This window comes from Photobacterium carnosum, assembly GCF_002849605.1.
In the GTDB taxonomy this organism is placed as follows: domain Bacteria; phylum Pseudomonadota; class Gammaproteobacteria; order Enterobacterales; family Vibrionaceae; genus Photobacterium; species Photobacterium carnosum.
Window position 1 is genome coordinate 1 of record NZ_NPIB01000019.1, and the last position, 22,183, is coordinate 22,183.

21 protein-coding genes, 2 rRNA genes and 1 pseudogene are annotated in these 22,183 nt (G+C 41.9%); 17 read left to right on the plus strand and 7 right to left on the minus strand.

What is annotated here, in order from left to right; genetic code table 11:
* Together CIK00_RS14340 and rrf are read left to right on the plus strand one after the other, a co-directional pair.
* Positions 1–80, plus strand: a 23S ribosomal RNA gene (locus CIK00_RS14340); the annotation flags it as partial.
* Between the two features lie 138 nt (positions 81–218).
* Positions 219–334: ribosomal RNA gene (gene rrf / locus CIK00_RS14345) — 5S ribosomal RNA — on the plus strand.
* A 208-nt stretch (positions 335–542) separates the two neighbouring features.
* Here the strand turns inward: rrf and crcB are convergent.
* Complete coding sequence (crcB, locus tag CIK00_RS14350) at positions 543–926, minus strand: fluoride efflux transporter CrcB (protein ID WP_101769515.1); 384 nt, start codon at positions 924–926, stop codon at positions 543–545.
* 204 nt (positions 927–1,130) lie between these two features.
* Here crcB and CIK00_RS14355 point away from each other — a divergent pair, with 204 nt between their 5' ends.
* The 3 genes and pseudogenes from CIK00_RS14355 (at position 1,131) to thiE (ending at position 3,370) form a co-directional block, all read left to right on the plus strand.
* A complete protein-coding gene (locus tag CIK00_RS14355) occupies positions 1,131–1,553 on the plus strand; it encodes a universal stress protein (protein WP_101769516.1) in 423 nt (140 codons plus the stop codon).
* 176 nt (positions 1,554–1,729) lie between these two features.
* Positions 1,730–2,136, plus strand: a pseudogene (locus CIK00_RS21445) (phosphomethylpyrimidine synthase ThiC); the annotation flags it as partial.
* Positions 2,137–2,173: 37 nt separating this feature from the next.
* The gene (thiE, locus tag CIK00_RS14365; protein ID WP_233426570.1) at positions 2,174–3,370 is read left to right on the plus strand and encodes a thiamine phosphate synthase; all 1,197 of its coding nucleotides are present in this window, start codon (positions 2,174–2,176) and stop codon (positions 3,368–3,370) included.
* A 309-nt stretch (positions 3,371–3,679) separates the two neighbouring features.
* Here thiE and CIK00_RS14370 read toward each other — a convergent pair whose 3' ends face one another.
* Positions 3,680–5,467, minus strand: coding sequence for an aminopeptidase P family protein (locus tag CIK00_RS14370; protein WP_101769519.1), 1,788 nt, complete (start codon positions 5,465–5,467; stop codon positions 3,680–3,682).
* Positions 5,468–5,775: 308 nt separating this feature from the next.
* Between CIK00_RS14370 and CIK00_RS14375 the strand changes: the two genes are divergently transcribed.
* The 10 genes from CIK00_RS14375 (at position 5,776) to hemB (ending at position 15,398) form a co-directional block, all read left to right on the plus strand.
* Positions 5,776–6,984 carry a multidrug effflux MFS transporter gene (locus tag CIK00_RS14375; protein ID WP_101769520.1) on the plus strand — a complete coding sequence of 403 codons (1,209 nt, stop codon included), beginning with the start codon at positions 5,776–5,778 and terminating at the stop codon, positions 6,982–6,984.
* A 229-nt stretch (positions 6,985–7,213) separates the two neighbouring features.
* Entirely contained in the window at positions 7,214–8,746 is a 1,533-nt protein-coding gene (rmuC, locus tag CIK00_RS14380; protein WP_101769521.1) for a DNA recombination protein RmuC, read from the plus strand.
* A 135-nt stretch (positions 8,747–8,881) separates the two neighbouring features.
* Positions 8,882–9,637, plus strand: coding sequence for a bifunctional demethylmenaquinone methyltransferase/2-methoxy-6-polyprenyl-1,4-benzoquinol methylase UbiE (ubiE, locus tag CIK00_RS14385; protein ID WP_101769522.1), 756 nt, complete (start codon positions 8,882–8,884; stop codon positions 9,635–9,637).
* A gap of 8 nt (positions 9,638–9,645) precedes the next feature.
* Positions 9,646–10,248 (plus strand): ubiquinone biosynthesis accessory factor UbiJ, encoded by a 603-nt coding sequence (locus tag CIK00_RS14390; RefSeq protein WP_101769523.1) that lies wholly within the window; start codon positions 9,646–9,648, stop codon positions 10,246–10,248.
* A 5-nt stretch (positions 10,249–10,253) separates the two neighbouring features.
* Positions 10,254–11,891 carry a ubiquinone biosynthesis regulatory protein kinase UbiB gene (gene ubiB, locus CIK00_RS14395; RefSeq protein WP_193435477.1) on the plus strand — a complete coding sequence of 546 codons (1,638 nt, stop codon included), beginning with the start codon at positions 10,254–10,256 and terminating at the stop codon, positions 11,889–11,891.
* Between the two features lie 83 nt (positions 11,892–11,974).
* Positions 11,975–12,235 (plus strand): Sec-independent protein translocase subunit TatA, encoded by a 261-nt coding sequence (gene tatA / locus CIK00_RS14400; RefSeq protein WP_101769524.1) that lies wholly within the window; start codon positions 11,975–11,977, stop codon positions 12,233–12,235.
* 3 nt (positions 12,236–12,238) lie between these two features.
* Positions 12,239–12,577, plus strand: coding sequence for a Sec-independent protein translocase protein TatB (gene tatB / locus CIK00_RS14405; protein WP_045036876.1), 339 nt, complete (start codon positions 12,239–12,241; stop codon positions 12,575–12,577).
* Positions 12,578–12,588: 11 nt separating this feature from the next.
* The gene (gene tatC, locus CIK00_RS14410; protein ID WP_101769525.1) at positions 12,589–13,374 is read left to right on the plus strand and encodes a Sec-independent protein translocase subunit TatC; all 786 of its coding nucleotides are present in this window, start codon (positions 12,589–12,591) and stop codon (positions 13,372–13,374) included.
* A 144-nt stretch (positions 13,375–13,518) separates the two neighbouring features.
* Entirely contained in the window at positions 13,519–14,298 is a 780-nt protein-coding gene (locus tag CIK00_RS14415) for a TatD family hydrolase (protein ID WP_101769526.1), read from the plus strand.
* A gap of 59 nt (positions 14,299–14,357) precedes the next feature.
* Positions 14,358–15,398, plus strand: a complete 1,041-nt coding sequence (gene hemB, locus CIK00_RS14420; RefSeq protein WP_101769527.1) for a porphobilinogen synthase — start codon at positions 14,358–14,360, stop codon at positions 15,396–15,398.
* Positions 15,399–15,459: 61 nt separating this feature from the next.
* Here hemB and asnC read toward each other — a convergent pair whose 3' ends face one another.
* A complete protein-coding gene (asnC, locus tag CIK00_RS14425; RefSeq protein ID WP_101769528.1) occupies positions 15,460–15,921 on the minus strand; it encodes a transcriptional regulator AsnC in 462 nt (153 codons plus the stop codon).
* Positions 15,922–16,097: 176 nt separating this feature from the next.
* Here asnC and CIK00_RS14430 point away from each other — a divergent pair, with 176 nt between their 5' ends.
* Positions 16,098–16,886 carry a class I SAM-dependent methyltransferase gene (locus tag CIK00_RS14430; RefSeq protein WP_101769529.1) on the plus strand — a complete coding sequence of 263 codons (789 nt, stop codon included), beginning with the start codon at positions 16,098–16,100 and terminating at the stop codon, positions 16,884–16,886.
* A gap of 99 nt (positions 16,887–16,985) precedes the next feature.
* Positions 16,986–17,465 carry a hypothetical protein gene (locus CIK00_RS14435; protein ID WP_101769530.1) on the plus strand — a complete coding sequence of 160 codons (480 nt, stop codon included), beginning with the start codon at positions 16,986–16,988 and terminating at the stop codon, positions 17,463–17,465.
* 347 nt (positions 17,466–17,812) lie between these two features.
* On the opposite strand, the gene CIK00_RS14440 is transcribed toward CIK00_RS14435, so the two are convergent.
* Genes CIK00_RS14440 through hemC form a run of 4 tightly spaced genes read right to left on the minus strand, consistent with a single transcriptional unit; the run spans position 17,813 to position 21,993 of the window.
* Entirely contained in the window at positions 17,813–19,000 is a 1,188-nt protein-coding gene (locus tag CIK00_RS14440; protein ID WP_101769531.1) for a heme biosynthesis HemY N-terminal domain-containing protein, read from the minus strand.
* Positions 19,000–20,295 (minus strand): uroporphyrinogen-III C-methyltransferase, encoded by a 1,296-nt coding sequence (gene hemX, locus CIK00_RS14445; RefSeq protein ID WP_101769532.1) that lies wholly within the window; start codon positions 20,293–20,295, stop codon positions 19,000–19,002. The genes CIK00_RS14440 and hemX overlap by 1 nt, the downstream gene beginning before the upstream one ends.
* A gap of 13 nt (positions 20,296–20,308) precedes the next feature.
* A complete protein-coding gene (locus CIK00_RS14450) occupies positions 20,309–21,058 on the minus strand; it encodes a uroporphyrinogen-III synthase (RefSeq protein ID WP_101769533.1) in 750 nt (249 codons plus the stop codon).
* The gene (gene hemC / locus CIK00_RS14455; protein WP_101769534.1) at positions 21,058–21,993 is read right to left on the minus strand and encodes a hydroxymethylbilane synthase; all 936 of its coding nucleotides are present in this window, start codon (positions 21,991–21,993) and stop codon (positions 21,058–21,060) included. The genes CIK00_RS14450 and hemC overlap by 1 nt, the downstream gene beginning before the upstream one ends.
* Between the last annotated feature and the right edge of the window lie 190 nt (positions 21,994–22,183).

Consider the following 22,183-nt stretch of genomic DNA (forward strand, 5'->3'; position numbering starts at 1 on the left):
TACAACGTTGATAGGTCAGGTGTGTAAGTGCTGCGAGGCATTGAGCTAACTGATACTAATTGCCCGTGAGGCTTAACCATACAACACCCAAGGGGTTTTTCTTCTCTAAAGAGAAGAGACGGACTCTACAAACGCTTGAATGAGTGTGAGAACAAACTAGTCAGATTTTTCCCAGATTGCTATTTATTGCCATAAGGCGATAAATAAAACAGAATTTGCTTGGCGACCATAGCGTTATGGACCCACCTGATCCCATGCCGAACTCAGTAGTGAAACGTAATAGCGCCGATGGTAGTGTGGGGTCTCCCCATGTGAGAGTAGGACATCGCCAGGCTTCAAATTTTAAAAGGCCATCCTTACGGATGGCCTTTTTTCGTTTATAACGAAAAAAATAATGATATATATTGAGTTTGATATATTGTTTCCTGCGTTTCCTGCGTTTCCTGCGTTTCCTGCGTTTCCTGCGTTTCCTGCGTTTCCTGCGTTTCCTGCGTTTTGATGAAAAAAAACCGCCTTGCGGCGGTTATATATTTGAATGTTTATTAGCTTTTCATCATTAGTTGATAGCCAATATAACAAGCAAACAGACTGACGGTTACGTTAAGCACGATGTTTAAGCCTGCTTTGATAAACTCACCTTGTTGCATCATTACAATGTTATCCATTGAAAAGGTAGAGAAAGTGGTTAATGCGCCAAGAAAGCCTAAGCCTATCATTGGACGCCATGGTGCCGCTTCTATCATTCCTTGATTTAGCCCTGACATTAATAGCCCCATAATTAGCGAGCCAATAATATTGACGGTTAATGTTCCGTATGGGAAGCCACGGCCAAATAAAATAACGCAAAACTCAGAAATTAAGTATCGTGAGCAGGCGCCGAATGCACCACCGATTGCGATGAATCCTAGTAATAAATATTGGCTCATTGGTATCTCGTTTCAGTTAAAGGTAATGATTAAAAACCGTCATAATAATCGCTTGTTGAGTTGGTTAATACTCTCGATAACTGCAATCATTGATTTAAGCTTATATTAAAATGTCGGCATATAGTTGGTTGTATAGCTACATTTATAGCATCATAATCATAACTAAGAAATTCACTATTGAGCATTGGCTCACGGAGATAAGCTATGTCGCTATATCAAACAATCTTACTTGCTGTTAACCCTGAAGATAAATATGCTCATAAATTAATGGTGAAGGCCGGAGTTATTGCTGAGCAAAATAATGCTGAATTACATATTGCTTATGTTGAACCTGGTGTTGGAAATGTTAGTTTTATTGATGTTGAAATTGAATTGCAAGAAGAGCACGATGCGATTGCAAAACAACGGATGACACAATTATCAGATCTAGCCGCTGTTTCATCTTACCCTGTCGCAGGATTACATATTGCTAATGGTGATATTGCGAAACATTTAGAAGAGCTTGCTGAAAAAGTTGAAGCTAATTTAGTCATCACTGGTTATCACAAGTCTAGTATTCATATTTTTGGTGATGTTAGTGAGACATTGGCAAAAAATCTCAAATGTGATGTGCTTATCTCGCAATAATCCGTGTTGTGATTATCTGCCATAAAAAGCCGTGTAATTACACGGCTTTTTATCATCTATTACTGAGTGTGATTCTTTTACCATTAATGATGCGACTTTATTACGTTATGTACCAAATGACGACTTGGGATTATTTCTCATGGTGGTTCAATTATGGCAAAGTGGTGTTTGACGTATTATCAAATAAAGATGATGTAAAAGTCGGTTTGATCACGTACAAGCAGTGCACGTATGCGGCAGACTTAGTAAAAGGCCACCAAGGATCACAAGTTCGTACTAAAAGGTCGGTTTGGGTTTCTTTGGGAAGATCAATTTAGGCTTTGACCCACAAGCTGTTCGAGACTATCACGATCAAACCTTACCGCAGGAATCTGGGAAAGTGACCCATTTTTGTTTAATGTGTAGACCCCAATTTTGCTCAATGAAAATCTCTCAAGAAGTTCGAGATTATACGAAAACGCTATCATCGGTAGATATTACGGTTAGTGATAATCCTCGTGTAGGCATGGAACAAAAATCGGTTAAATTTCGTGCTCGTGGCAGTGAGTTTTATCACCCTGCTAAAAGAGGATTAACCAATTAGCACTTTATCGCTACCCCTTCATTTAATGCCATTATTGATGCATATCGAGCCATTATTAATACCTGCTGAGTTATATCAACTAGGTGAAACGGTGACAGTAACGGTTAATAACAGTGAGCCGTTAATTCATATTAAGACAATGACTAAGGAATGTTCATTAGCGTTTAATTTTGTCGCTGCAGATGAACATTGTGCATCCCCAACTTATCAAATCTGGGATCAGTGGCTCGCCCCTTTTTCTGAATTAGCCGAGTTGCAACAAAAAGTCGCCGCAGATCCTAGCTTGGTGCTATGTGGATTCCCTGCGAGTGATGGTTGTATTGATATTTGGCACCATCAAGGACAGGCTCGAGCAGTGTCTTGTCATCATAGTGGCGCGAGTGAGGCACAACGAGCCATGTTATTGGTGGCTCTTGCGCTTGATTATCCATTAGAGGACGCGTTGGTATTGGCACGTGCCCATGCTCGGAGTTATCAAGATCATAATCAGCATGCTCAGGGCGAACTGATTTGGCCCTCAAAGGCTAAGGTATTTCCTCGTGCTTTAACGGTAAATCATCCTCAAATAAAACAAATTGGCTGGTTAACAGATAGTCAGGCGGTGGCACCCTTTGCCGCTTTAGATGCGAGTCAGCTTGATTTATATGCACTAGTTGATAGCAGTGATTGGATTGAGAGAGTTTTACAATTTGGTGTTAACTCGGCTCAATTACGAATCAATAACCCACAAGTATCTGATCTTGAAAATCAAATTCAATCTGCCGTTGCTGCTGGAGAATCAGCCTCAGCACAAGTATTCATTAATGACTATTGGTCGCTGGCAATTAAATACCATGCTTATGGGGTCCATCTTGGCCAAGACGATCTTGATAGTGCTCATTTAGCTGCGATTCAGCAAGCGGGATTGCGGCTTGGAATCTCTACCCATGGTTATTATGAGATTTTACGTGCGCTTGAATACCAACCCAGTTATATCACTTTGGGTCATATCTTTACGACATCAACTAACGCCATGTCGTCATTACCTCAAGGAGTGAGTCGATTAGCACTTTATCAAAAACTGATTGGTGATCGTGTACCAACGGTGGCGATAGGGGGGATCACTATTGAGCGTGCAGCAAAAGTGAGGCGTACAGGGGTTACTGGCGTGGCTGTTGTGAGCGCGATTACCCAAGCCGTCGATCCTGCAATAGCGATAACTGAATTGCGCAATATAGTGGTTCCCAATTTTTAAAATATGGCCGAATGAGTGGCTGATATTGCAGAATTAGGGCAACAGCAACTGATCCTGTTGCGATGGGATAAACGTTTAGACTGACGGTGATCAGTGGTCGTATAGCGTATGAAGTGGGTCGGTAGGTAAGACGAGTTATGCTCAAGTATCCAGTCCATTAACAGCTTTATTGGTAGTGAAGGCTAAAGATCGAGAATGAATTTTGTTGATGTGGTGTGGAAAGACTGGGACGCGGTTTATTCTGGTTAATAAAAAGCCAGTGCAGAAGGTGCACTGGCTTTTTTTATTGTTATTAATACGCCGTTATAATTAGCGTTGTAATGGCGCTGTTGCTTGAGTTAACCATGCTAAATCATCACCGCTTAATGCTGGGCTAATAACCTCAAACACGGTGTGATGGTAATGGTTAAGCCATGTAAGTTCGATATCTGTTAATAAGCTTAAATCAATTAAACGCTTATCAATCGGTGCGCGAGTTAGCGATTCAAACCCCATTACCGACATATCGCCTTGGGTTGCCATTTCTACTACTGCTTCAAGGTTTTCAATGCGAATACCAAATGCATCAGCGCGGTAGTATCCAGGTTCATTCGACAGCACCATTCCGGGCTGTAATGCGACTGGATTATAAGCTTTAGATATCCGTTGTGGCCCTTCATGAACACTTAGAAAGTGACCAACACCGTGACCTGTGCCATGATCATAATCAAATCCATACGCCCATAAATGTTGACGCGCTAACGTATCAAGTTGGCTACCTGTTGTTCCTTTAGGGAAGCGTGCAGATGCCAAAGCAATATGACCTTTTAAGACTAAAGTAAAGGCTTGCTTAACCTCTTCACCCGGCTGACCAATGGCAATGGTACGAGTAATATCGGTAGTACCATCTGGGTATTGACCGCCTGAATCGACTAAGTACACCGTATCCATTTGCAGTTTACTTGGCTGCGGTTGGTTAAGGTGATTGTAGTGGCACATTGCCGCATTGCCTGCTGCCGCTGAAATGGTATCAAAGCTCACATCACTGCAACTTGGATCTAACTGACGGAATTGCCATAGTTGATCTGATAATTGGGCTTCATCCAGTAAATGACCTGCCGCAACTTGCGCATCAATCCAGGCTAAGAATTTACTGATCGCGACGCCATCTCGAATATGACACGCTTTCATGCCCGCCATTTCGGTAGCATTTTTAGTTGATTTTGGCAGTAAGGTTGGGTTTGCTGCTTCAATTAATAGTGCACCGGTATCTTTTAATTGTTGCGCTGCCCATGCGTTGCTATTTGTTGAATCAAACAGTACTCGCTTACCCGCTAAAGAAGCTAAACCTGTAGCCAGTTGCTCAGGTTCACAGATAGTTACGCCATCGCCGACATGGGCGGCAAAGTCTGCTGGTAAGCGGTGGTGATCAATATAAAAATCAACCGAAGCATCATCATGAATAACGGCAGCTGATAATAATACTGGCAGACAATGAACATCATCCCCACGAATATTGAGTAACCATGCGATGCTATCGAGCTGACTTAAAAAGGCCGCACTGGCTTTTTGTGTTGTTAGTAATGCCGCAATTTGTTGGCGTTTATCAGCACTTGCTTGACCAACAAATTCGAGTCCCATTAATTGAGCGTCAGACAATACAGGTGCTGGGCGATCTAACCATAGTTGATCAATCGGATTTTCATCAACACACACCAAGGCTAATTCGCCATCGATTGCAGTGATGGCATTGTTTAACCATGCCGCGCTATGAAGACGAGCATCAATAGCTACCTTGCTACCAGCGGCTAAATTTTCAAGTGCCCATTGTATAGGTGGTTGTTCAATTAGATGGCAGTATTGAAATACATCGGCAGGGACTTGTTTACGCACTTGCACCACATAACGACCATCGACAAAAACAGCAGCATTATCACGGGTAATAATGGCAGCGCCTGCAGAGCCAGTAAATCCGGTTAACCAATGTAGACGCTCATTATGATCGGGAATGTATTCACCTAGAAATTCATCTTCGTGAGGGATCAATAATGCATCTAATTGATTTTCAGCGAGCCAGTGGCGGATTTGTTCAATACGTTGAGAAATAGCTGCTTGCATGTTTTCGTCCTTTAATTAGATCGTCATCTGAACGATGGCGTAAATTGTGAACTTAAATAACAAACGCTCATTGAAGGCATTTAGTTATGAAGTCGATGCGGTTACGTTAGCGTGTTTGTTGATTGGCATCAATTAGCTAACGGTCAATTGGTTAGGATTTATTATATTTTTGAAGTGATCGCGTTATTTGGGTTAAATAGCGATCATTACTGATATTCCAAAAAGGAAAAGTGCTATTGAATATATACCATTTCTATTCATATCTCTAAAATCGTAAACTTGGCGCGATCATCTTTTAGGAACGTCATATGACTTCGTTAACAACCCCTTCTACAGATACCAAATTAGTCACTTTAATGGTGGTTTTGGTGTTATTTAGCCCGTTGGCTATTGATATTTATTTACCTGCTTTTCCTGCTATTGCTGATAGTTTTGGGGTGAGTGCTGTACGTGTCCAAGATACAGTGACATTGTTTATGTTTAGCCTTGGTTTAGGGCAATTATTAGCCGGACCATTAGCGGATCGCTTTGGACGTAGACCGATTGCATTAGCTGGTATTGTGATTTATGGCTTTAGTGCTTTAATGGCGTATTTAGCGACCAGCTTAGATATGCTATTAACGGCGCGTTTATTACAAGGTTTTGGTGCTTGTGCAACGTCGGTAGCCGCTTTTTCTGGGGTGCGTGATAGCTTTGGTGCAGAAAAAAGTGGTCGTATGATCAGTTATTTAAATGGTGCAATCTGTTTTATTCCCGCTTTAGCACCCTTATTAGGTACTTGGTTAACCCACGAGTTTGGTTGGCGTTCGAACTTTAGTTTTATGGCGGGATTTGCATTAGTGGCAGGGCTGTTCATTATGACGATGTTTAAAGAGACTCGTCCGGCGAATACCCATGTTAGTGGTTCAACGTTGAGTTTAAGTCGTTATTGGTCAGTTTTGCGTGAGCCGACATTTTTATACCATGCGAGTTTATGTATGTTAGCGATGGCAGTCATTTTAGCGTATGTGACTTCCGCACCTGTATGGTTGATGAGTCATCTTGGGGCCGATATGAACCAATTTACACTATGGTTTGGCATTAATGCGGCGTTGAATATCATTGCTTGTATGGTGGCTCCGAAATTTATGGATCGTTTTGGCACTCGTGGCACATTACAAGCTGGACTGATTATTTTAGCGGTTGCTGGTGGATTAATGTTGGTACTAAGCTCGATTAATCAGGCATGGGCCTTTATGGTGCCTATTTTTATCTGTTCATTTGGATTTGCGTTTGTATTGGGATCATCTGCAGGTAAAGCATTAGCACCGTTTGGTGATCGTGCCGGTACTGCGGCAGCACTATTAGGTTTATTTCAGATGAGTGGTGCTGGAGTGATGGTGAGTTTGACTCAACGTCTTGATCTCGCGACACCAATGTTGATGACATTACAAATGTGGTTATTGATCCCTGGGCTATTTGTTTTATGGTCAAAATGGGGGAAAAGCTGGTATCAAGCTCCAGTGACTAACGAATAACGTTATTGCTGTTTTGAGATAGAGAATCAACAGTTATTGAGCCTGTTAGTGATAAACTGACAGGCTTTATTTTTATGTGGTGATGGCAATTAAAGTTAGGTTTGAATGTAACAATTAGAAAGAACGCTAGGTTAGTATCACCAATGAAAACCGCTGAACTGGACATTTATCCAGTATCGACTTAGCCTTACCACAGAAATGGATTTGTGGTTTTTGTAGAGTATTTGATATGACGGAATGGTTGAGTGGCGGTGTGATTTCCCTATTGGCGGCAATCTCTGGCGCGACAGTTGCTAGTGTTATTACCATGCTATGGTTAAAAGGACGTTTTGAACAAACATTGCAATTGCACCAACAGCAAGCAGAGGCTGATATACGGTTATTGCAATTACGTGAGCAGCAATTACAACAGCAGTTAAACGAACGTAATCAAGAACTCGAACAGATGGATGATGAACGTGATCGCTTGACCCATGAAATTCGACAACTGCATGGTAATTTATCGGCTGCGGTTGAAAAAATGCGCCATTTTGAAGCCCTTCAAAATGAAAAACAGTATTTATCTACACAGTTAGATAATGCTCGTGTCATTAATGCTCGTCTTGAAGCCGATTTACGCGAGCAAGATGCGCGTCATTTTGAAGAACAAAAATCAGCCGAAGAAAAAATTCAGCTACTAGAAAATGCCGAAGAACGATTACGGGTGCAATTTGAAAGCCTTGCTAATAAATTGTTTGAACATAAAACTCGTAGCGTCGATGAGCAGAATAAAATCAGCCTTCAAAGCTTATTAATGCCATTGAAAGAGCAATTAGAAAGTTTTAAAAAACAAGTTAACGATAATTTCACTCAAGAATCCCGCGAACGTCATACTCTAGTGCATCAAATTAATCATCTTAAACAGCTTAATGAACAGATGGCGCAGGAAGCGGTTAATCTGACTCAAGCCCTTAAAGGTGATAACAAAGCGCAAGGTAATTGGGGTGAAGTGGTATTAGCGCGGGTATTAACCGAATCGGGTTTACGTGAAGGGCATGAATATCAAACCCAAGTGAGCCTTGAAAATGAAGATGGCAAACGTTATCAGCCTGATGTAGTGGTGCATTTACCTCAGCAAAAAGATGTCGTAGTGGATGCTAAAATGTCATTGGTTGCTTATGAACGGTTCTTTAATGCTGACACCGTGGTAGAGCGGGAACTGGCAATGAGTGAGCATATTGCTTCAATGCGAGCGCACATGCGAGGTTTAAGCCGCAAAGATTATCATCAGCTGCATGGCGTCCAAAGTCTCGATTATGTATTGATGTTTATTCCGGTTGAACCTGCTTTTCAAGCTGGGATTGCTGCTGATCCTAAGTTGATTCGTGATGCGATGGATCTCAATATTATGCTAGTCAGTCCAACTACTTTGTTGGTGGCACTGAGAACCATTAATAATTTATGGCGTAACGAAAATCAAAATCAAAACGCTAAAGAAATTGCTGATCGAGCGAGTAAGTTATACGACAAATTACGCTTGTTTGTGACTGATATGGAAGGATTAGGTTCGTCATTAGATAAAGCTAGCCAAAGTTATCATAGCGCCATGAATAAGTTAGTTAGTGGACGGGGGAATATTATTCGCCAAGCTGAAAGCTTCAAGTTATTAGGGGTAGAAGTGAAGCGTGATATTAGCCCGCAATTAGTTGAAAAATCACAGTCACAACTGCATGATGCGAGAGGATTTTCACATATAACCTCAACAACGGAATCTGATTTGTAGTGCTTAAAGAGTAAACCACTTTGAGCAAACGACAACCATCAAGTACACTAAGCCAGTTGAATAAATGAATTTAATCCTCAGTAGCTATTTTATTGTGATAATAGAATGAGCGCGAGGACACATAATGGATTGAGCATGACGGACACCACACAAGACACCACCCACTTTGGCTTTCGTACCGTAGCCAAAGAGGAAAAAGCAACCATGGTTGCTGAAGTATTCCATTCAGTAGCGGCAAAGTACGACATTATGAATGATTTAATGTCGATGGGTATTCATCGCGTTTGGAAGCGTTTTACGATTGACTGTAGTGGTGTGCGCCGTGGCCAACGAGTACTTGATTTAGGCGGTGGTACCGGTGATTTAACCGCTAAATTTTCGCGTATGGTCGGTGATAGTGGTCAGGTGATTCTAGCGGATATTAACAATTCAATGTTAAAGGTTGGGCGTAGTAAACTGCGTGATAGTGGCATTGTGGGTAATGTTGGTTACGTGCAAGCAAATGCAGAAGAGTTACCTTTTCCTGATAATTATTTTGATTGTATTACGATCAGTTTCTGCTTACGTAATGTTACGGATAAAGAACAAGCTTTACGTTCGATGTACCGCGTATTAAAACCCGGTGGTCGATTGTTAGTACTCGAGTTTTCTAAGCCAATTTTAGAGCCTTTATCAAAAATATATGATGCTTACTCATTTCATTTATTGCCTAAAATCGGTGAAATCATTGCACATGATAGCGAAAGTTATCGCTATTTAGCTGAATCTATTCGTATGCACCCTGATCAAGAAACGTTGAAAGGTATGATGGACGACGCTGGGTTTGATCAGACTACTTATTACAATTTAACTGGCGGTATTGTTGCTTTGCACCGTGGTTATAAGTTCTGAGGTTCCCTATGCCAATAGATGCATTTGTTACTGGCGCAGTAGAAACGGCGCTTAATCAGTTAGTAAAAGATGATGTTGATAGTCAGCGTCGTTTATCACGCTTACGCGGCAAAGTGATTAGCGTGATTCTGAATGAATTTGGCAAAACGTTATATTTTATTTTTAGTCAGCAAATTGATGTACTAGCGGTTTATGAAGGGGATGTTGATTGTCAATTGGCGCTAAATTTAACGGCATTACCTGAATTACGTCAACAAGCTAATGTGACCCAGCTAATTAAAGCCGATAAGTTATCCCTTGAAGGTGATCTACAATTAGCGCAACATTTTTCGAGTTTGTTGAGCGGCTTAAAACCCGATATTGAAGAAAAATTGTCGCACTATAGTGGTGATGTTATTGCTCATACTGTTGTTAGTGGAGTGAAATCGAGTGGTCAGTTTATTCAGCAGCGGTTACTTAAGCGCCAGCGAAATTTAGCTCAAACACTAACGGAAGAGTGGAAGTTATTTCCACAACCATTAGAAATAGCTTACTTTGCTGATCAAGTTGATGACTTGAGATCAGATGTGGCCTGTTTTGAGGCCCGATTAAATCAGTTACTTGAGCGATAATAGCCATGATGACTATTCGTGAATTCAAACGTCTTTACCGTATCATTGAAGTACAATTACGTTATGGTTTGGATGATTTTATTCCACAAGATCCACGTTCAGAATTACCAAAAAAATTACGAAAGTCGTTATTTTGGATTAAAAACCAGTATCCAGATAAACCTTTAGGGGAGCGACTACGGTTAGCATTACAAGAACTTGGGCCAGTATGGATCAAGTTTGGTCAAATGATGTCGACTCGGCGTGACTTGTTTCCTCCACATATTGCAGATCAACTGGCATTACTGCAAGATCAGGTGGCCCCGTTTGATGGTCAGTTGGCAAAACGTACTATTGAAGCATCATTGGGTGGTCCGGTAGAGCAATGGTTTGATGATTTTGATGAAGTCGCGTTAGCATCAGCTTCGATTGCACAAGTGCATACCGCGACGATGAAAGAAAATGGACGTGAAATTGTCTTTAAAGTCATTCGTCCTGATATTCGTCCGATTATTGAAGCCGATATTAAGTTGATGTACAGGATGGCCGAGATAGTTTCTCGACTGCAACCAGAAGCGCGTCGATTACGTCCGGTTGAAGTGGTAAGGGAATATGAAAAAACCTTACTCGATGAATTGGATTTAATGCGAGAAGCGGCGAATGGGATCCAACTTCGACGTAATTTTGAAGGTGATGATAGCCTCTATGTACCGGAAGTTTTCACTGATTACAGCAGTGTTAATTTGTTAGTAATGGAACGGATCTACGGGATTCAGGTTTCTAACCTAGAAGCATTAAAAGCCAATGGTACTAATTTAAAATTATTATCAGAAAATGCAGTAAATATATTTTTTACTCAGGTGTTCCGTGATAGTTTCTTTCACGCAGATATGCACCCAGGGAATATTTTTGTTTCCTATGAGCACCCACATGATCCACAATGGATAGCGTTGGATTGTGGTATCGTCGGTACACTTAATCGTGATGACAAGCGTTATTTGGCTGAAAACTTATTGGCTTTCTTTAATCGAGATTACCGTAAAGTTGCCGAATTACATGTTGATTCAGGTTGGGTGCCCGCAGATACCAATGTTGATGCATTCGAAGTGGCGATTCGTTCGGTGTGCGACCCTATTTTTCAAAAGCCGTTGTGTGAAATATCATTTGGCCATGTGTTGTTGAATTTATTCAATACTGCTCGGCGATTTAATATGGAAGTACAACCGCAGTTAATGCTATTACAAAAGACCTTACTTTATGTCGAAGGTCTTGGTAGACAGTTGTACCCACAACTTGATTTATGGGCGACAGCTAAACCGTTTTTAGAAGACTGGATGTCTCGTCAAGTTGGCCCACAAGCCATTATTGATGCAGTAAAGAATAAAGCGCCATTTTGGGCTGAAAAGTTACCAGAGTTACCTGAATTACTTTACGACAGTTTGCGCCAAGGCAAGGTTATGAATCAACGACTCGATACACTCTATGATAATTTCATGGATAGTCGGCGTAACCAAGGTAAGGCAAGATTTTATTTTGGTATTGGTGCCACCATGATGGTGTGTGCTGCCATACTTTTCGGTGATCATGTTACCACCTATCCTGCTATTGCAGCGGGATCAGGCACGGTATTTTGGTTACTGGGATGGCGAGCCTGTCGACAATAGTTGCCGCAGGTTTCGCCTATACTTATAGTTGCGTGTAACAACGCACTCCGTTATTAACCACATAAAGCTGAGGTAAAGTAAGCATGGGTGGTATCAGTATCTGGCAATTGTTAATTATTGCACTGATCATTGTTCTGTTGTTCGGCACTAAGAAGTTACGCACATTGGGTGGCGACTTAGGTTCTGCTGTTAAGGGTTTCAAAAAAGCGATTGGTGATGAAGATTCAGCATCAGCAGCTAAAAAAGAAACCACTGATGCAGATTTTGAGCAAAAGAAAATTACGGATGAGCAGCAAGCCGCTGATCAGACCAAAACGAGTCAAAAAGACAAAGAGCAGGTTTAAGACGTGTTTGATATCGGGTTCTGGGAGTTAGTGCTGATCTCCGTGGTGGGATTAGTAGTACTGGGGCCGGAACGTCTACCCGTTGCGATACGTACTGTATCGCAGTGGATAGGTGCTGCCCGTAATATGGCAAACTCAGTCAAAGATGAATTGACTCAGGAACTGAAAATTCAGGAACTGCAAGCCAATTTAAAAAAAGCTGAGCAAATGGGAATGAAGGACATTGCGCCTGAATTGCAAGAGTCGGTTGATGAACTTAAAAAAGTCGCTTCTGATGTGCAACGTCCCTATGCTGATAAAAGCGAGCAACCCTCAGCAACGACTTCTAATAAGCAGGAATAAATTACATCACTATGTCGACTGTCGAAGATTCGCAGCCGTTATTCAGCCATTTACTTGAGCTGCGTACACGGATTCTGCGCTCTCTCATCAGCGTGCTGGTGGTTTTTGTCTGTATTGTTTGGTTTTCGAAAGACATTTACGCGTTTGTAGCTGCACCTTTGGTTGAACGTATGCCAATTGGTGCGACTATGATTGCAACGGATGTTGCGTCACCGTTCTTTACACCGATAAAACTCACTTTAGTTACCGCTGTTTTTATTGCTGTACCAATGATTTTGTATCAACTGTGGGCTTTTGTAGCGCCAGGTTTATACAAGCATGAACGTAAGCTTATTATGCCATTACTGGTTTCCAGCTCATTGCTGTTCTATGCCGGTGTTGCGTTTGCTTATTTTGTTGTGTTTCCATTGGTGTTTAAGTTCTTTACCAGCGTCGCTCCGCAAGGGGTTGAAGTTGCAACAGATATTTCTAGTTATCTCGATTTCGTATTGTCGTTATTTATGGCGTTCGGTATTGCATTTGAGATCCCTGTAGCGATTATTCTGTTGTGTTGGACCGGTGCTACCGATCCTGAAACGTTACGCAGTAAACGCCCATACATTGTCGTGGCCGCGTTTGTGGTCGGTATGTTGTTAACACCGCCTGATATTTTATCTCAGACTTTGTTAGCTATTCCGATGTGCTTGCTCTTTGAAGTCGGTTTATTCTTCTCACGTTTTTACATTCGTAAAGATGATGAAGACGAATATGACGATGAAGATGAACAGCAAGACGTAAAGAGCATCAGCAAAGAATAGGGTTTATACCCTGTGATGATGAACAAAACCGACCTTAGTGTCGGTTTTTTTGTGTCTGCATATTGGTGTAATTATCGCATAGTCAGTCAATACCGAGCTCGATATACTGCAGTGAATACGTGTTCATCAAAGGATAGAAAAGAAATGATAGATATTGGCATTAACCTTACCAATAGTCGCTTTGATAAAGATCGCGCCGATGTTATTGCTCGCGCCAAAACGGTTGGGGTGACAGGACTGGTCATTACCGGCACCAGTATCGAAGAAAGTATTGCCGCTCAGCAACTGGCACAACAATGGCCTAATTATTGTTATAGCACTGCTGGTGTTCACCCACATGATGCAACATCGGTGACAGATTTCGCCTTGCCACAAATTCGTGCTTTAGCGCAATTGCCACAAGTAGTTGCCATTGGTGAGTGTGGGTTGGATTTTAATCGGGATTTTTCACCGCGTTCGCAACAAGAAGCGGTGTTTGAAGCCCAATTGGCGTTAGCTGCAGAGTTAAACATGCCAGTATTTATGCATTGCCGTGATGCGCATGAACGCTTTTTAGCCATTCTAAAACCATGGCGTGATAAATTACCAGCTGCGGTTGTGCACTGTTTTACTGGCTCACAACAAGAGTTACATGATTGTTTGGCACTTGATTTACATATTGGCATTACTGGTTGGATCTGTGATGAGCGCCGTGGTACTGAGTTGCGTCAAATAGTGAGAGATATTCCAAGCCAACGGTTAATGATTGAAACCGATGGTCCTTATTTATTACCACGTGATTATCGCCCCAAGCCAAAATCAAGTCGTAATGAACCCTTGTATTTACCGCATATTGCAGCCGTCATTGCTGAGTGTCGTGGTGAATCAACAGCCGACGTTGTTAATAATTCTTACCAAGTTAGCCAAGCTTTTTTTGTAATTTGATCCCACCTTTGTGGTGTGAGTGATACTATCAATATTCATTAATCTGTAAGGAGTTTACCGTGTCAGTATCTATTCAAGGTGCGTTTCCTGGACGTCGTATGCGTCGAGTTCGTAAGCATGATTTTAGTCGTCGTTTGATGGCGGAAAACCAGTTATCAGTTAATGATCTTATTTATCCGATGTTTGTCCTTGAAGGCACTAATCGTCGCGAAAGTGTGGCTTCAATGCCGGGTATTGAGCGTTTATCAATTGATTTATTGTTAGAAGAAGCCGCGTATATCGCCAGTCTTGGTGTGCCTGCAATTGCGTTATTTCCCGTTGTATCACAGCCGTTTAAATCTGAATTAGCAGAAGAAGCGTATAACGTTGATGGTTTAGTGCAAACTGCAGTACGTGCTTTAAAAGCGCATGTGCCTGAGTTAGGTGTGATCACCGATGTGGCTTTAGATCCGTTCACGGTTCATGGTCAAGACGGTATTATTGATGATGAAGGTTATGTACTTAATGACATCACCACGGATATTTTGATCAAACAAGCGTTATCTCATGCTGATGCGGGTGCTGATGTTATTGCTCCTTCTGACATGATGGATGGTCGCATTGGCGCAATCCGTGAAGCACTAGAGCAAGCGGGTCATATTAATACGCAAATTATGGCTTACTCAGCTAAATATGCGTCGAATTACTATGGCCCGTTTCGTGATGCAGTTGGTTCTACGGCTAATCTTAAAGGTGGTGATAAAAAAACTTACCAGATGGATCCGGCCAATAGTGATGAAGCGTTGCATGAAGTGGCAATGGATATCAGCGAAGGTGCTGATATGGTGATGGTGAAGCCGGGGATGCCATATTTAGATGTGGTACGTCGTGTAAAATCTGAGCTACAAGTACCTACCTATGCTTACCAAGTGTCTGGTGAATATGCGATGCATATGGCGGCTTTTCAAAATGGTTGGCTTAAAGAGCGTGAAACCGTGATGGAATCATTAATGTGCTTTAAGCGTGCTGGAGCTGATGGTGTGTTGACCTATTTTGCGAAAACAGTGGCAGAGTGGTTGGCGGCAGAAGGCGCTGAGCGTGGATTAAACTTGAAAAAATAGTCTTTATTTTTAGAGTAATAAGAAGCGAGCTTTGGCTCGCTTTTTTTATGGAAAATTATCGCTACGGTTTCACGTTTCGATTGATCGGGTTTTGCAGTGAAATTAAGGTTTCAGTTGATTGTACTTCTTCAATCACTTGCAGTTTATTAATCAGTACGTGCTGTAATTCTTCGATGGAATGGCACATTAATTTAACGAAAATATTGTAAGCTCCCGTGGTGTAATATGCTTCGACAACTTCATCGAGTTGATTAAGCTTTTCAAGCGCAGAGTGGTAATCACGTGCAGCATAAAGGTTGATGCCAATAAAACAGCACACGTCATAGCCTAATAATTTCGGGTTAACGATTACTTCGGTGCCAGTAATAATTTGAGAGGCTCGCATTTTTTCAACACGAACATGCACCGTGGCTGGGCTGACATTGAAGCGTTTCGCCATTTCAGCGTAGGGCACTCGTGCATCTGTCATTAACGCATTAAGAATGTCGCGATCTAAATCATCGATGCGAACAGCTATATTCATCACAATTCCTTTCTAGCGAGGTAAGTTATTCACTGGCTAATAGCATGGTCTATCTTATCCTTATGTTAGGTTGTGATACCAGAGCCAAGCTTGATTTGTAGTGCTATAATTCGCCGCCTATAGCTTCTATCTCCAATAATGAGTGAGATAGATATTGTTTGATATCGGAGAATGCAGTGCAACTAGCCTTACTTTGTGAAGTTCCTCAACGTCAGCCTGAATTAGATCAACTTGCCGCCCGCTGGGGATTGACGCATGATGAACACAGCTGCTTTGCGTTAGTGTTAACCGCTAACCAATTAGAGCTGCGTAAGTTAGATGAGCCTAAACTTGGTGCTGTATTTGTTGATTTAGCCAGCGGTGCAGTGGCACACCGTCGTAAATTTGGTGGTGGTCGTGGTCAAGCGATTGCTAAAGCGGTAGGGCTAAAAAATGGGTTAACCCCAACGGTATTAGATGCAACCGCCGGTTTAGGCCGCGATGCGTTTGTATTAGCATCATTGGGCTGTAAGGTACAATTGGTTGAGCGTCATCCGGTGGTGGCAGCGTTACTTGATGATGGTTTAGCTCGCGCTAAAGCTGATCCTGAAATTGGTCATTGGGTCAGTGAGCGGATGCAGTTATTACATGCATCTAGCCAAGATGCTTTATTGCAGTTAGCCGCTGATAAAGATTTTGTTGCTCCTGAAGTGATTTATTTAGATCCGATGTATCCACATAAAAAGAAATCGGCATTAGTGAAAAAAGAAATGCGCGTATTCCAAACACTGGTTGGTGCTGATTTAGATGCCGATGAATTGTTTGCGCCAGCGTATGCATTGGCCACTAAACGAATTGTGGTTAAGCGTCCGGATTATGCTGAATTTTTAGCAAATGCGAAGCCTTCGATGGCGATTGAGACTAAGAAAAATCGGTTTGATATTTATGTTAAAGCCGGCATGAAAAATAATGACGATCTAAAATAATAATGCCCCCATTGAAATCGGTATAGCATACATCGCTGGAATTACGAATCATTATCGTTTAATGTCGTGGTTTTGGTGAGCTGTAGTGAGGGTATATTGATGGTAAAGTCGTTGTGTAAATATCGTCGTGCTGAAATTGCAGATCAATTTGCGACGATCATTAAGATTGTCAGTGAGCCTAAATTTATTTGTGCAACCTGTACGCGGGTTGCAAGTGATAAAGACTACTTGTGTAAACCAAGCCGCTTAACTAATACTGCGTCATCAACGGCCGCGACATTAACACCAATAGTACCATCTATAGTGACGTTGGTAGCTTCAGCAGCCCCTGCTCCTGATATGATTAATGTTCACTACTTACCAATGCCAACCGCGGTTGAGCAACGTCGAATTGAAAGAGTAATAATTGCTGAGCAGACAGATGAGCTTGAACAGTCAGAGAGGTTGTTAGAGCAGACAGATAAACTGAAAAAGTTAGCTAAGAAAAAAAATAAGCTCTTAAAAAAAGCGGCTAAAGTAGTAAAGAAATTTGATAAGCAATTACGTAAGACGAAACAAACGCTCGAATTAATATCATGATTTAGAATGAATGTTTTAATGGTTATGTGTAAAAAAGCCTCCCACTGGGAGGCTTTTTTATTAGTGTTTGTTTATTAATCAGCGTGTTTAATTAATACAGCCATCATTACGCCAACAATCACAGATACTACAATACCTGAAACAATGATCCAAGGAAGCATATCCATAACAGTTATCCAAATGTTAAATAAAAAGGGGTAAGCTGCTATTGAATAGTGTTTGTTGGTTAAGAGCAATGGGGTGGATATACCTTGTAATGGCTGTTTACATATAGAAACAAGTAAATGTTAAAGTTGTTATTTAGACGAAAAAAAAGCGCCATTAAGGCGCTTTTTCAGGCTTGAAATTTAAGCTTGATCGGGTTTTGCTAATTGTAGCGCTTGACGAGAAACTTCAGCTGCGGCTTGTGTGTCGCCAAGTTGTTCAAGCGTTGCAACAAGGTGAGCATAATCGGTAACGTCAGGACGTAATGCGATCGCTTTTTCTAGGTGCTCTTTAGCAGGTTGCCATTGTTGATCTGCCATTAACATCTGCCCTAATGCACTTTGTAAGGCTGGATTATTACCGTTGTTGGCTAATAAATCTTGTAGGCTCACAATGGCCGGATGACGATCTGGCAGCGTTAATTGTGGCATTAAGCTAATTAACGCTGGCTCAGGGTTTTTCTTAACGGTATCGCGCAAGATAGGAAATGCATCGGAATCAGCATGGCGAACTATCATCTCTTTAACAAAACACGCTACGAGAGCTGGATTATGTTTATCTTTACGATTGAGACTGTTCCAGTAACCCATTAATCCATCACTGCCGTTTTGTTGGCTAAGATGGTGCAGTTGACCACATTGTGCTTGAAGATGCAGTTGGGTGGCTTCTGCGGCAGTGATTACATCCGCTTTGGTTAATTGGGGTAGCAATACTTGCAGTGCTTTCCAATCTTCTAATTGTAAGTAACACTGCTTTAATAGGCTCAGTATCATTGGGTTATGCGGGCTGGTTGGCTGCACATCTTGTAAGGTCGCGAGTGCTTGTTCAAATTGTTGTTGACGAATTTGAAGCTTAGCGCGAGTCAATGCTACTGCAAGGCTTTCCGTGTCTTGCTCTGCTGCTAGTTGCAAATATTGATCGCGTTGTTGGGTTTTACCCAGTCCTTGCGCGGCTTCTGCGGCAGCTAAGTAATTTAGAATCGGTGCATCACTATATTTAGCCGATTTAAACAGCATTTTTTCAGCTATTTTCCAATCACCTTCAGCAACCTTCAATAGTCCTTCAGCGGTATTACGGCGCGCATTGCGAACTTGACGGCCACTAAACCAACCACGGGTTGAGCTACCAAAAGAAAACAAGCGACGTAAAATAAATTCAAGCACGAAGAAGATCGCGACGATAGCTATCGCCACAATAATAAGTGTGGTTAAACTCATTTCAATGGTTTGATTGGCAAACGAGATCAATACATAGCCTTGATGGCCAGCAAGATCAGGGCTGACAATGATACCGGCAATCAGAGCGATGACCAATAACAACAATTTAATCATTATTTGGTTTCCTCTTTAGTGGTGTAAGTCACGACTGCTTTATTATCGGCTGGTGTGTTTTCTGCAATTGTTGCTTGTTTGATGTGTTTTTTAACTATTTTTTTTACTGCAGGCTCTGCATTTTTAGGTGCAGGTTGGGTTGCTTTCACTGCAACCGGTTCGCTAAGAGTAGTCATTTTATTACGTAACACTTGATTCACTAGTTGAGTGATCAATGCTTGTGATTGCAACTTAGCGGGATAATCAACCGCAACATTTTGTTGTTCTAGTTGTTGTAGGCCAGCAATAAAGCTTTGAGTTTTTGGTGATGATAAGTCGTAGTATTGTTGTGACCACTTGATCGCTGTGGCGATTGAATCACGGTAGACTTGACCTTGATCGCGGTATACAGCGGCGATAGCTGTCTCAAGTTTGTTGGTGATATTTTGCTGAAGATAGAAATCTTGCTGCGGTGATAGTAACGGTACAACACTGCCATCACGCTTGCGGTAAGTAATGAAATTTTCACCAAAGTTTTTAAGTGACGTCATTAAATTATTTTTCCAATCATTAACCGATTGGCTAACGGTTGGATTTTGTTGTGGCTCAGCTTTAGCTAAAATCGCATTGGCTAATGGTAAGCTATCAATACTGTTTTCTAGGCTATTAAGACGCAATACGATACCATCACGATCAACCACTGTGACTGATTTTAATGCCGTAATGTCATTGCTCATTGCTTGACGAAGACCTTTAAGGCTTGGGTCGTTAAGCTCTGCAATACGATGATCTGCCGCTTCTAATAATAACGTTGCACTGGTAACGTCATGTTCTAACCATAGTTTACGGCCAGCCATTTTAACCAAGTAATCAGCTTCTGCTAATAACCAATCGTTAGGCTCTTGGCCTTTTAAATCAGCAATCGCCGTTTGAATTGAATCAATGGATTTTTGCTGTTGGCTAATGCCTTGCTCAACTTTCTGCTGGGCAGTGCTAAGTTCGTCATTCATCATTGAAATAGTTTGCTGTTGGTCAGCTTGCATGGCGGCTTTCATGGTCACAATTTGTTGCTGTAAAGCGGCAACTTGCTGTTGTTGCTGTAGACCTTGCTGATGACCGTGATAGTAAAGGCCACCACCCAGTGCTAATACCAGCGCAATCGCAACCCAACCGGTTTTGCTACCTGCTTTTTTTTGTTTAGCAGCAGGTGCTGTTTTGGTTGTGTTTGAAGTACTATTTTTTGAGGCACTAACAGCAGGCTTTTCTTTCGATGATGGCGCTGCAGTTGAGTTTGTGTTGGTTGTTTTGTCTGTCATCCTAATTATTCCGTTAGCTTACGTTGCTTTTTAGGAACGTGAATAAGGCCTGATTAGCGGCGCTTCCCACGGTGGAAATATGTCTGTAGCCAAGTGTCGATGCTTGGTCTGCGATTCGTTGACTTGGTACGAAAAGATGGCAATTATAAAGCCAAGTCAAATCCTCAATTGGGATCAATCCCGTTAAGTATATTAATTGTTCATTGCTTGTGACAACTAGAGCGTGAATTTGCTGTTGTTGCCATTGTTGGACTAATCGTGTTGCATCGAGAGCAAGCCAGCATCGTTGATAAGTTTCACAATAGCTGACTTGAGCTTGGCGAGCGGTTAATGCTTGATAGATTAATTCGCGTCCACCATTACCTCGTAAGATTAATACTCTACGTTGGTGAATATTAGCCAGTTCAGGTAGGGCTAATAGTGCTTCGCTATCATGACTACCTTTAGGTAAACTCACTGGTTGTTGACAGGCATGTGCTAAAGCAGCTGCTGTCTTATCGCCAACGGCTATATAATGCATGTTTTTTGGCCATTCTGCACCTTGTGAAATCAAGTAATCAGCTGCAAAACGTACTGCATGATAACTAACTGCAATGACATAATCACCCTGTTGCAGTTGTTGAATTTGTTCTATTAATTTATTTATATATTTGCCTTGCTTCACCTCGAGTAAAGGTTGAGCAATAGCGCTGATCGCCACTTGATTAAGTCGTGCGACTAATTGATCGCATTCTGGTGCAGGACGGGTGATCAGCACGGTCATTAGGCGTTACCGTATAAACGGTCAAGGATCTCTTTAGCGCCCTTGGCTAATAATTCATCCGCTAAGGTTTCACCTAACTGTTCAGCATTCGCAATTGGGCCACTAATTTCAGCGCGAACAATGATACTGCCATCAGGTTCACCCACTAACGCACGTAACCAAATCATATCGCCCTGCAGTTCTGAATAGCTACCAATCGGCACTTGGCAACCACCTTGAAGGCGATTATTCATCGCACGCTCACACAGAACACGCGTCGCTGTTGGTTGGTGATTAAGCGGTGTTAGCAATTGACGTACGTGTTGATCATCCAAACGACATTCAATGCCAACAGCACCTTGACCCACTGCGGGTAGGCTAGTTTCTGGGGCAATTTCACAGCGAATACGGTCATTCATTTTAAGGCGTTTTAGGCCCGCCGCTGCTAAAATGATGGCATCATATTGGCCTTCATCGAGCTTACGTAGACGGGTATTCACATTGCCTCGAAGGTCATTAACGATCAGATCGGGACGTTGAGATCGTAATTGGCACTGACGACGTAAGCTTGATGTGCCGACAATTGCACCTTGAGGCAAATCATCGATTGAGTCGTACTTATTAGAAACAAACGCATCGCGTGGATCGTCACGTTCACAAATTGTGACTAAGCCAAGTCCTTCAGGAAATTCAACGGGCACGTCTTTCATTGAGTGCACCGCAATATCTGCGCGACCTTCAAGCATTGCGATTTCGAGTTCTTTAACAAAGAGGCCTTTTCCGCCCACTTTTGCTAAAGGCGTATCTAAAATAATATCGCCTTTTGTTACCATAGGTAAGAGCTCAACAACGAGACCTGGATGAGCTTGTTCAAGTTCAGCTTTGACAAATTCTGCTTGCCACATAGCTAATGGGCTTTTGCGTGTAGCAATGCGAATCGGTTGAGTTGTTATCATAGTAAATAGGGTCCGTTAACCTAGGTTATTATTTTTTCTGCTTAGTATCGTACCACTACCTAAGCATGGATGATAATTCGTGTATTGCGGTTCCTGATTCCAAGCGTTATTGTGTAGCTAATATTCCTAAAAAATGTGATATTTATCGCAATAAGCCGTTGATTGATTTCTTATTACAACAATATTGTTG

Excerpts from the sequence above, each read along its gene's own strand:
- crcB (WP_101769515.1), bottom strand. The coding sequence starts at position 926 with ATGAGCCAATATTTATTACTAGGATTCATCGCAATCGGTGGTGCATTC.
- CIK00_RS14355 (WP_101769516.1), top strand. The coding sequence starts at position 1,131 with ATGTCGCTATATCAAACAATCTTACTTGCTGTTAACCCTGAAGATAAA.
- thiE (WP_233426570.1), top strand. The coding sequence starts at position 2,174 with ATGCATATCGAGCCATTATTAATACCTGCTGAGTTATATCAACTAGGT.
- CIK00_RS14370 (WP_101769519.1), bottom strand. The coding sequence starts at position 5,467 with ATGCAAGCAGCTATTTCTCAACGTATTGAACAAATCCGCCACTGGCTC.
- CIK00_RS14375 (WP_101769520.1), top strand. The coding sequence starts at position 5,776 with ATGACTTCGTTAACAACCCCTTCTACAGATACCAAATTAGTCACTTTA.
- rmuC (WP_101769521.1), top strand. The coding sequence starts at position 7,214 with ATGACGGAATGGTTGAGTGGCGGTGTGATTTCCCTATTGGCGGCAATC.
- ubiE (WP_101769522.1), top strand. The coding sequence starts at position 8,882 with ATGACGGACACCACACAAGACACCACCCACTTTGGCTTTCGTACCGTA.
- CIK00_RS14390 (WP_101769523.1), top strand. The coding sequence starts at position 9,646 with ATGCCAATAGATGCATTTGTTACTGGCGCAGTAGAAACGGCGCTTAAT.
- ubiB (WP_193435477.1), top strand. The coding sequence starts at position 10,254 with ATGATGACTATTCGTGAATTCAAACGTCTTTACCGTATCATTGAAGTA.
- tatA (WP_101769524.1), top strand. The coding sequence starts at position 11,975 with ATGGGTGGTATCAGTATCTGGCAATTGTTAATTATTGCACTGATCATT.
- tatC (WP_101769525.1), top strand. The coding sequence starts at position 12,589 with ATGTCGACTGTCGAAGATTCGCAGCCGTTATTCAGCCATTTACTTGAG.
- CIK00_RS14415 (WP_101769526.1), top strand. The coding sequence starts at position 13,519 with ATGATAGATATTGGCATTAACCTTACCAATAGTCGCTTTGATAAAGAT.
- asnC (WP_101769528.1), bottom strand. The coding sequence starts at position 15,921 with ATGAATATAGCTGTTCGCATCGATGATTTAGATCGCGACATTCTTAAT.
- CIK00_RS14435 (WP_101769530.1), top strand. The coding sequence starts at position 16,986 with ATGGTAAAGTCGTTGTGTAAATATCGTCGTGCTGAAATTGCAGATCAA.
- CIK00_RS14440 (WP_101769531.1), bottom strand. The coding sequence starts at position 19,000 with ATGATTAAATTGTTGTTATTGGTCATCGCTCTGATTGCCGGTATCATT.
- hemX (WP_101769532.1), bottom strand. The coding sequence starts at position 20,295 with ATGACAGACAAAACAACCAACACAAACTCAACTGCAGCGCCATCATCG.
- CIK00_RS14450 (WP_101769533.1), bottom strand. The coding sequence starts at position 21,058 with ATGACCGTGCTGATCACCCGTCCTGCACCAGAATGCGATCAATTAGTC.
- hemC (WP_101769534.1), bottom strand. The coding sequence starts at position 21,993 with ATGATAACAACTCAACCGATTCGCATTGCTACACGCAAAAGCCCATTA.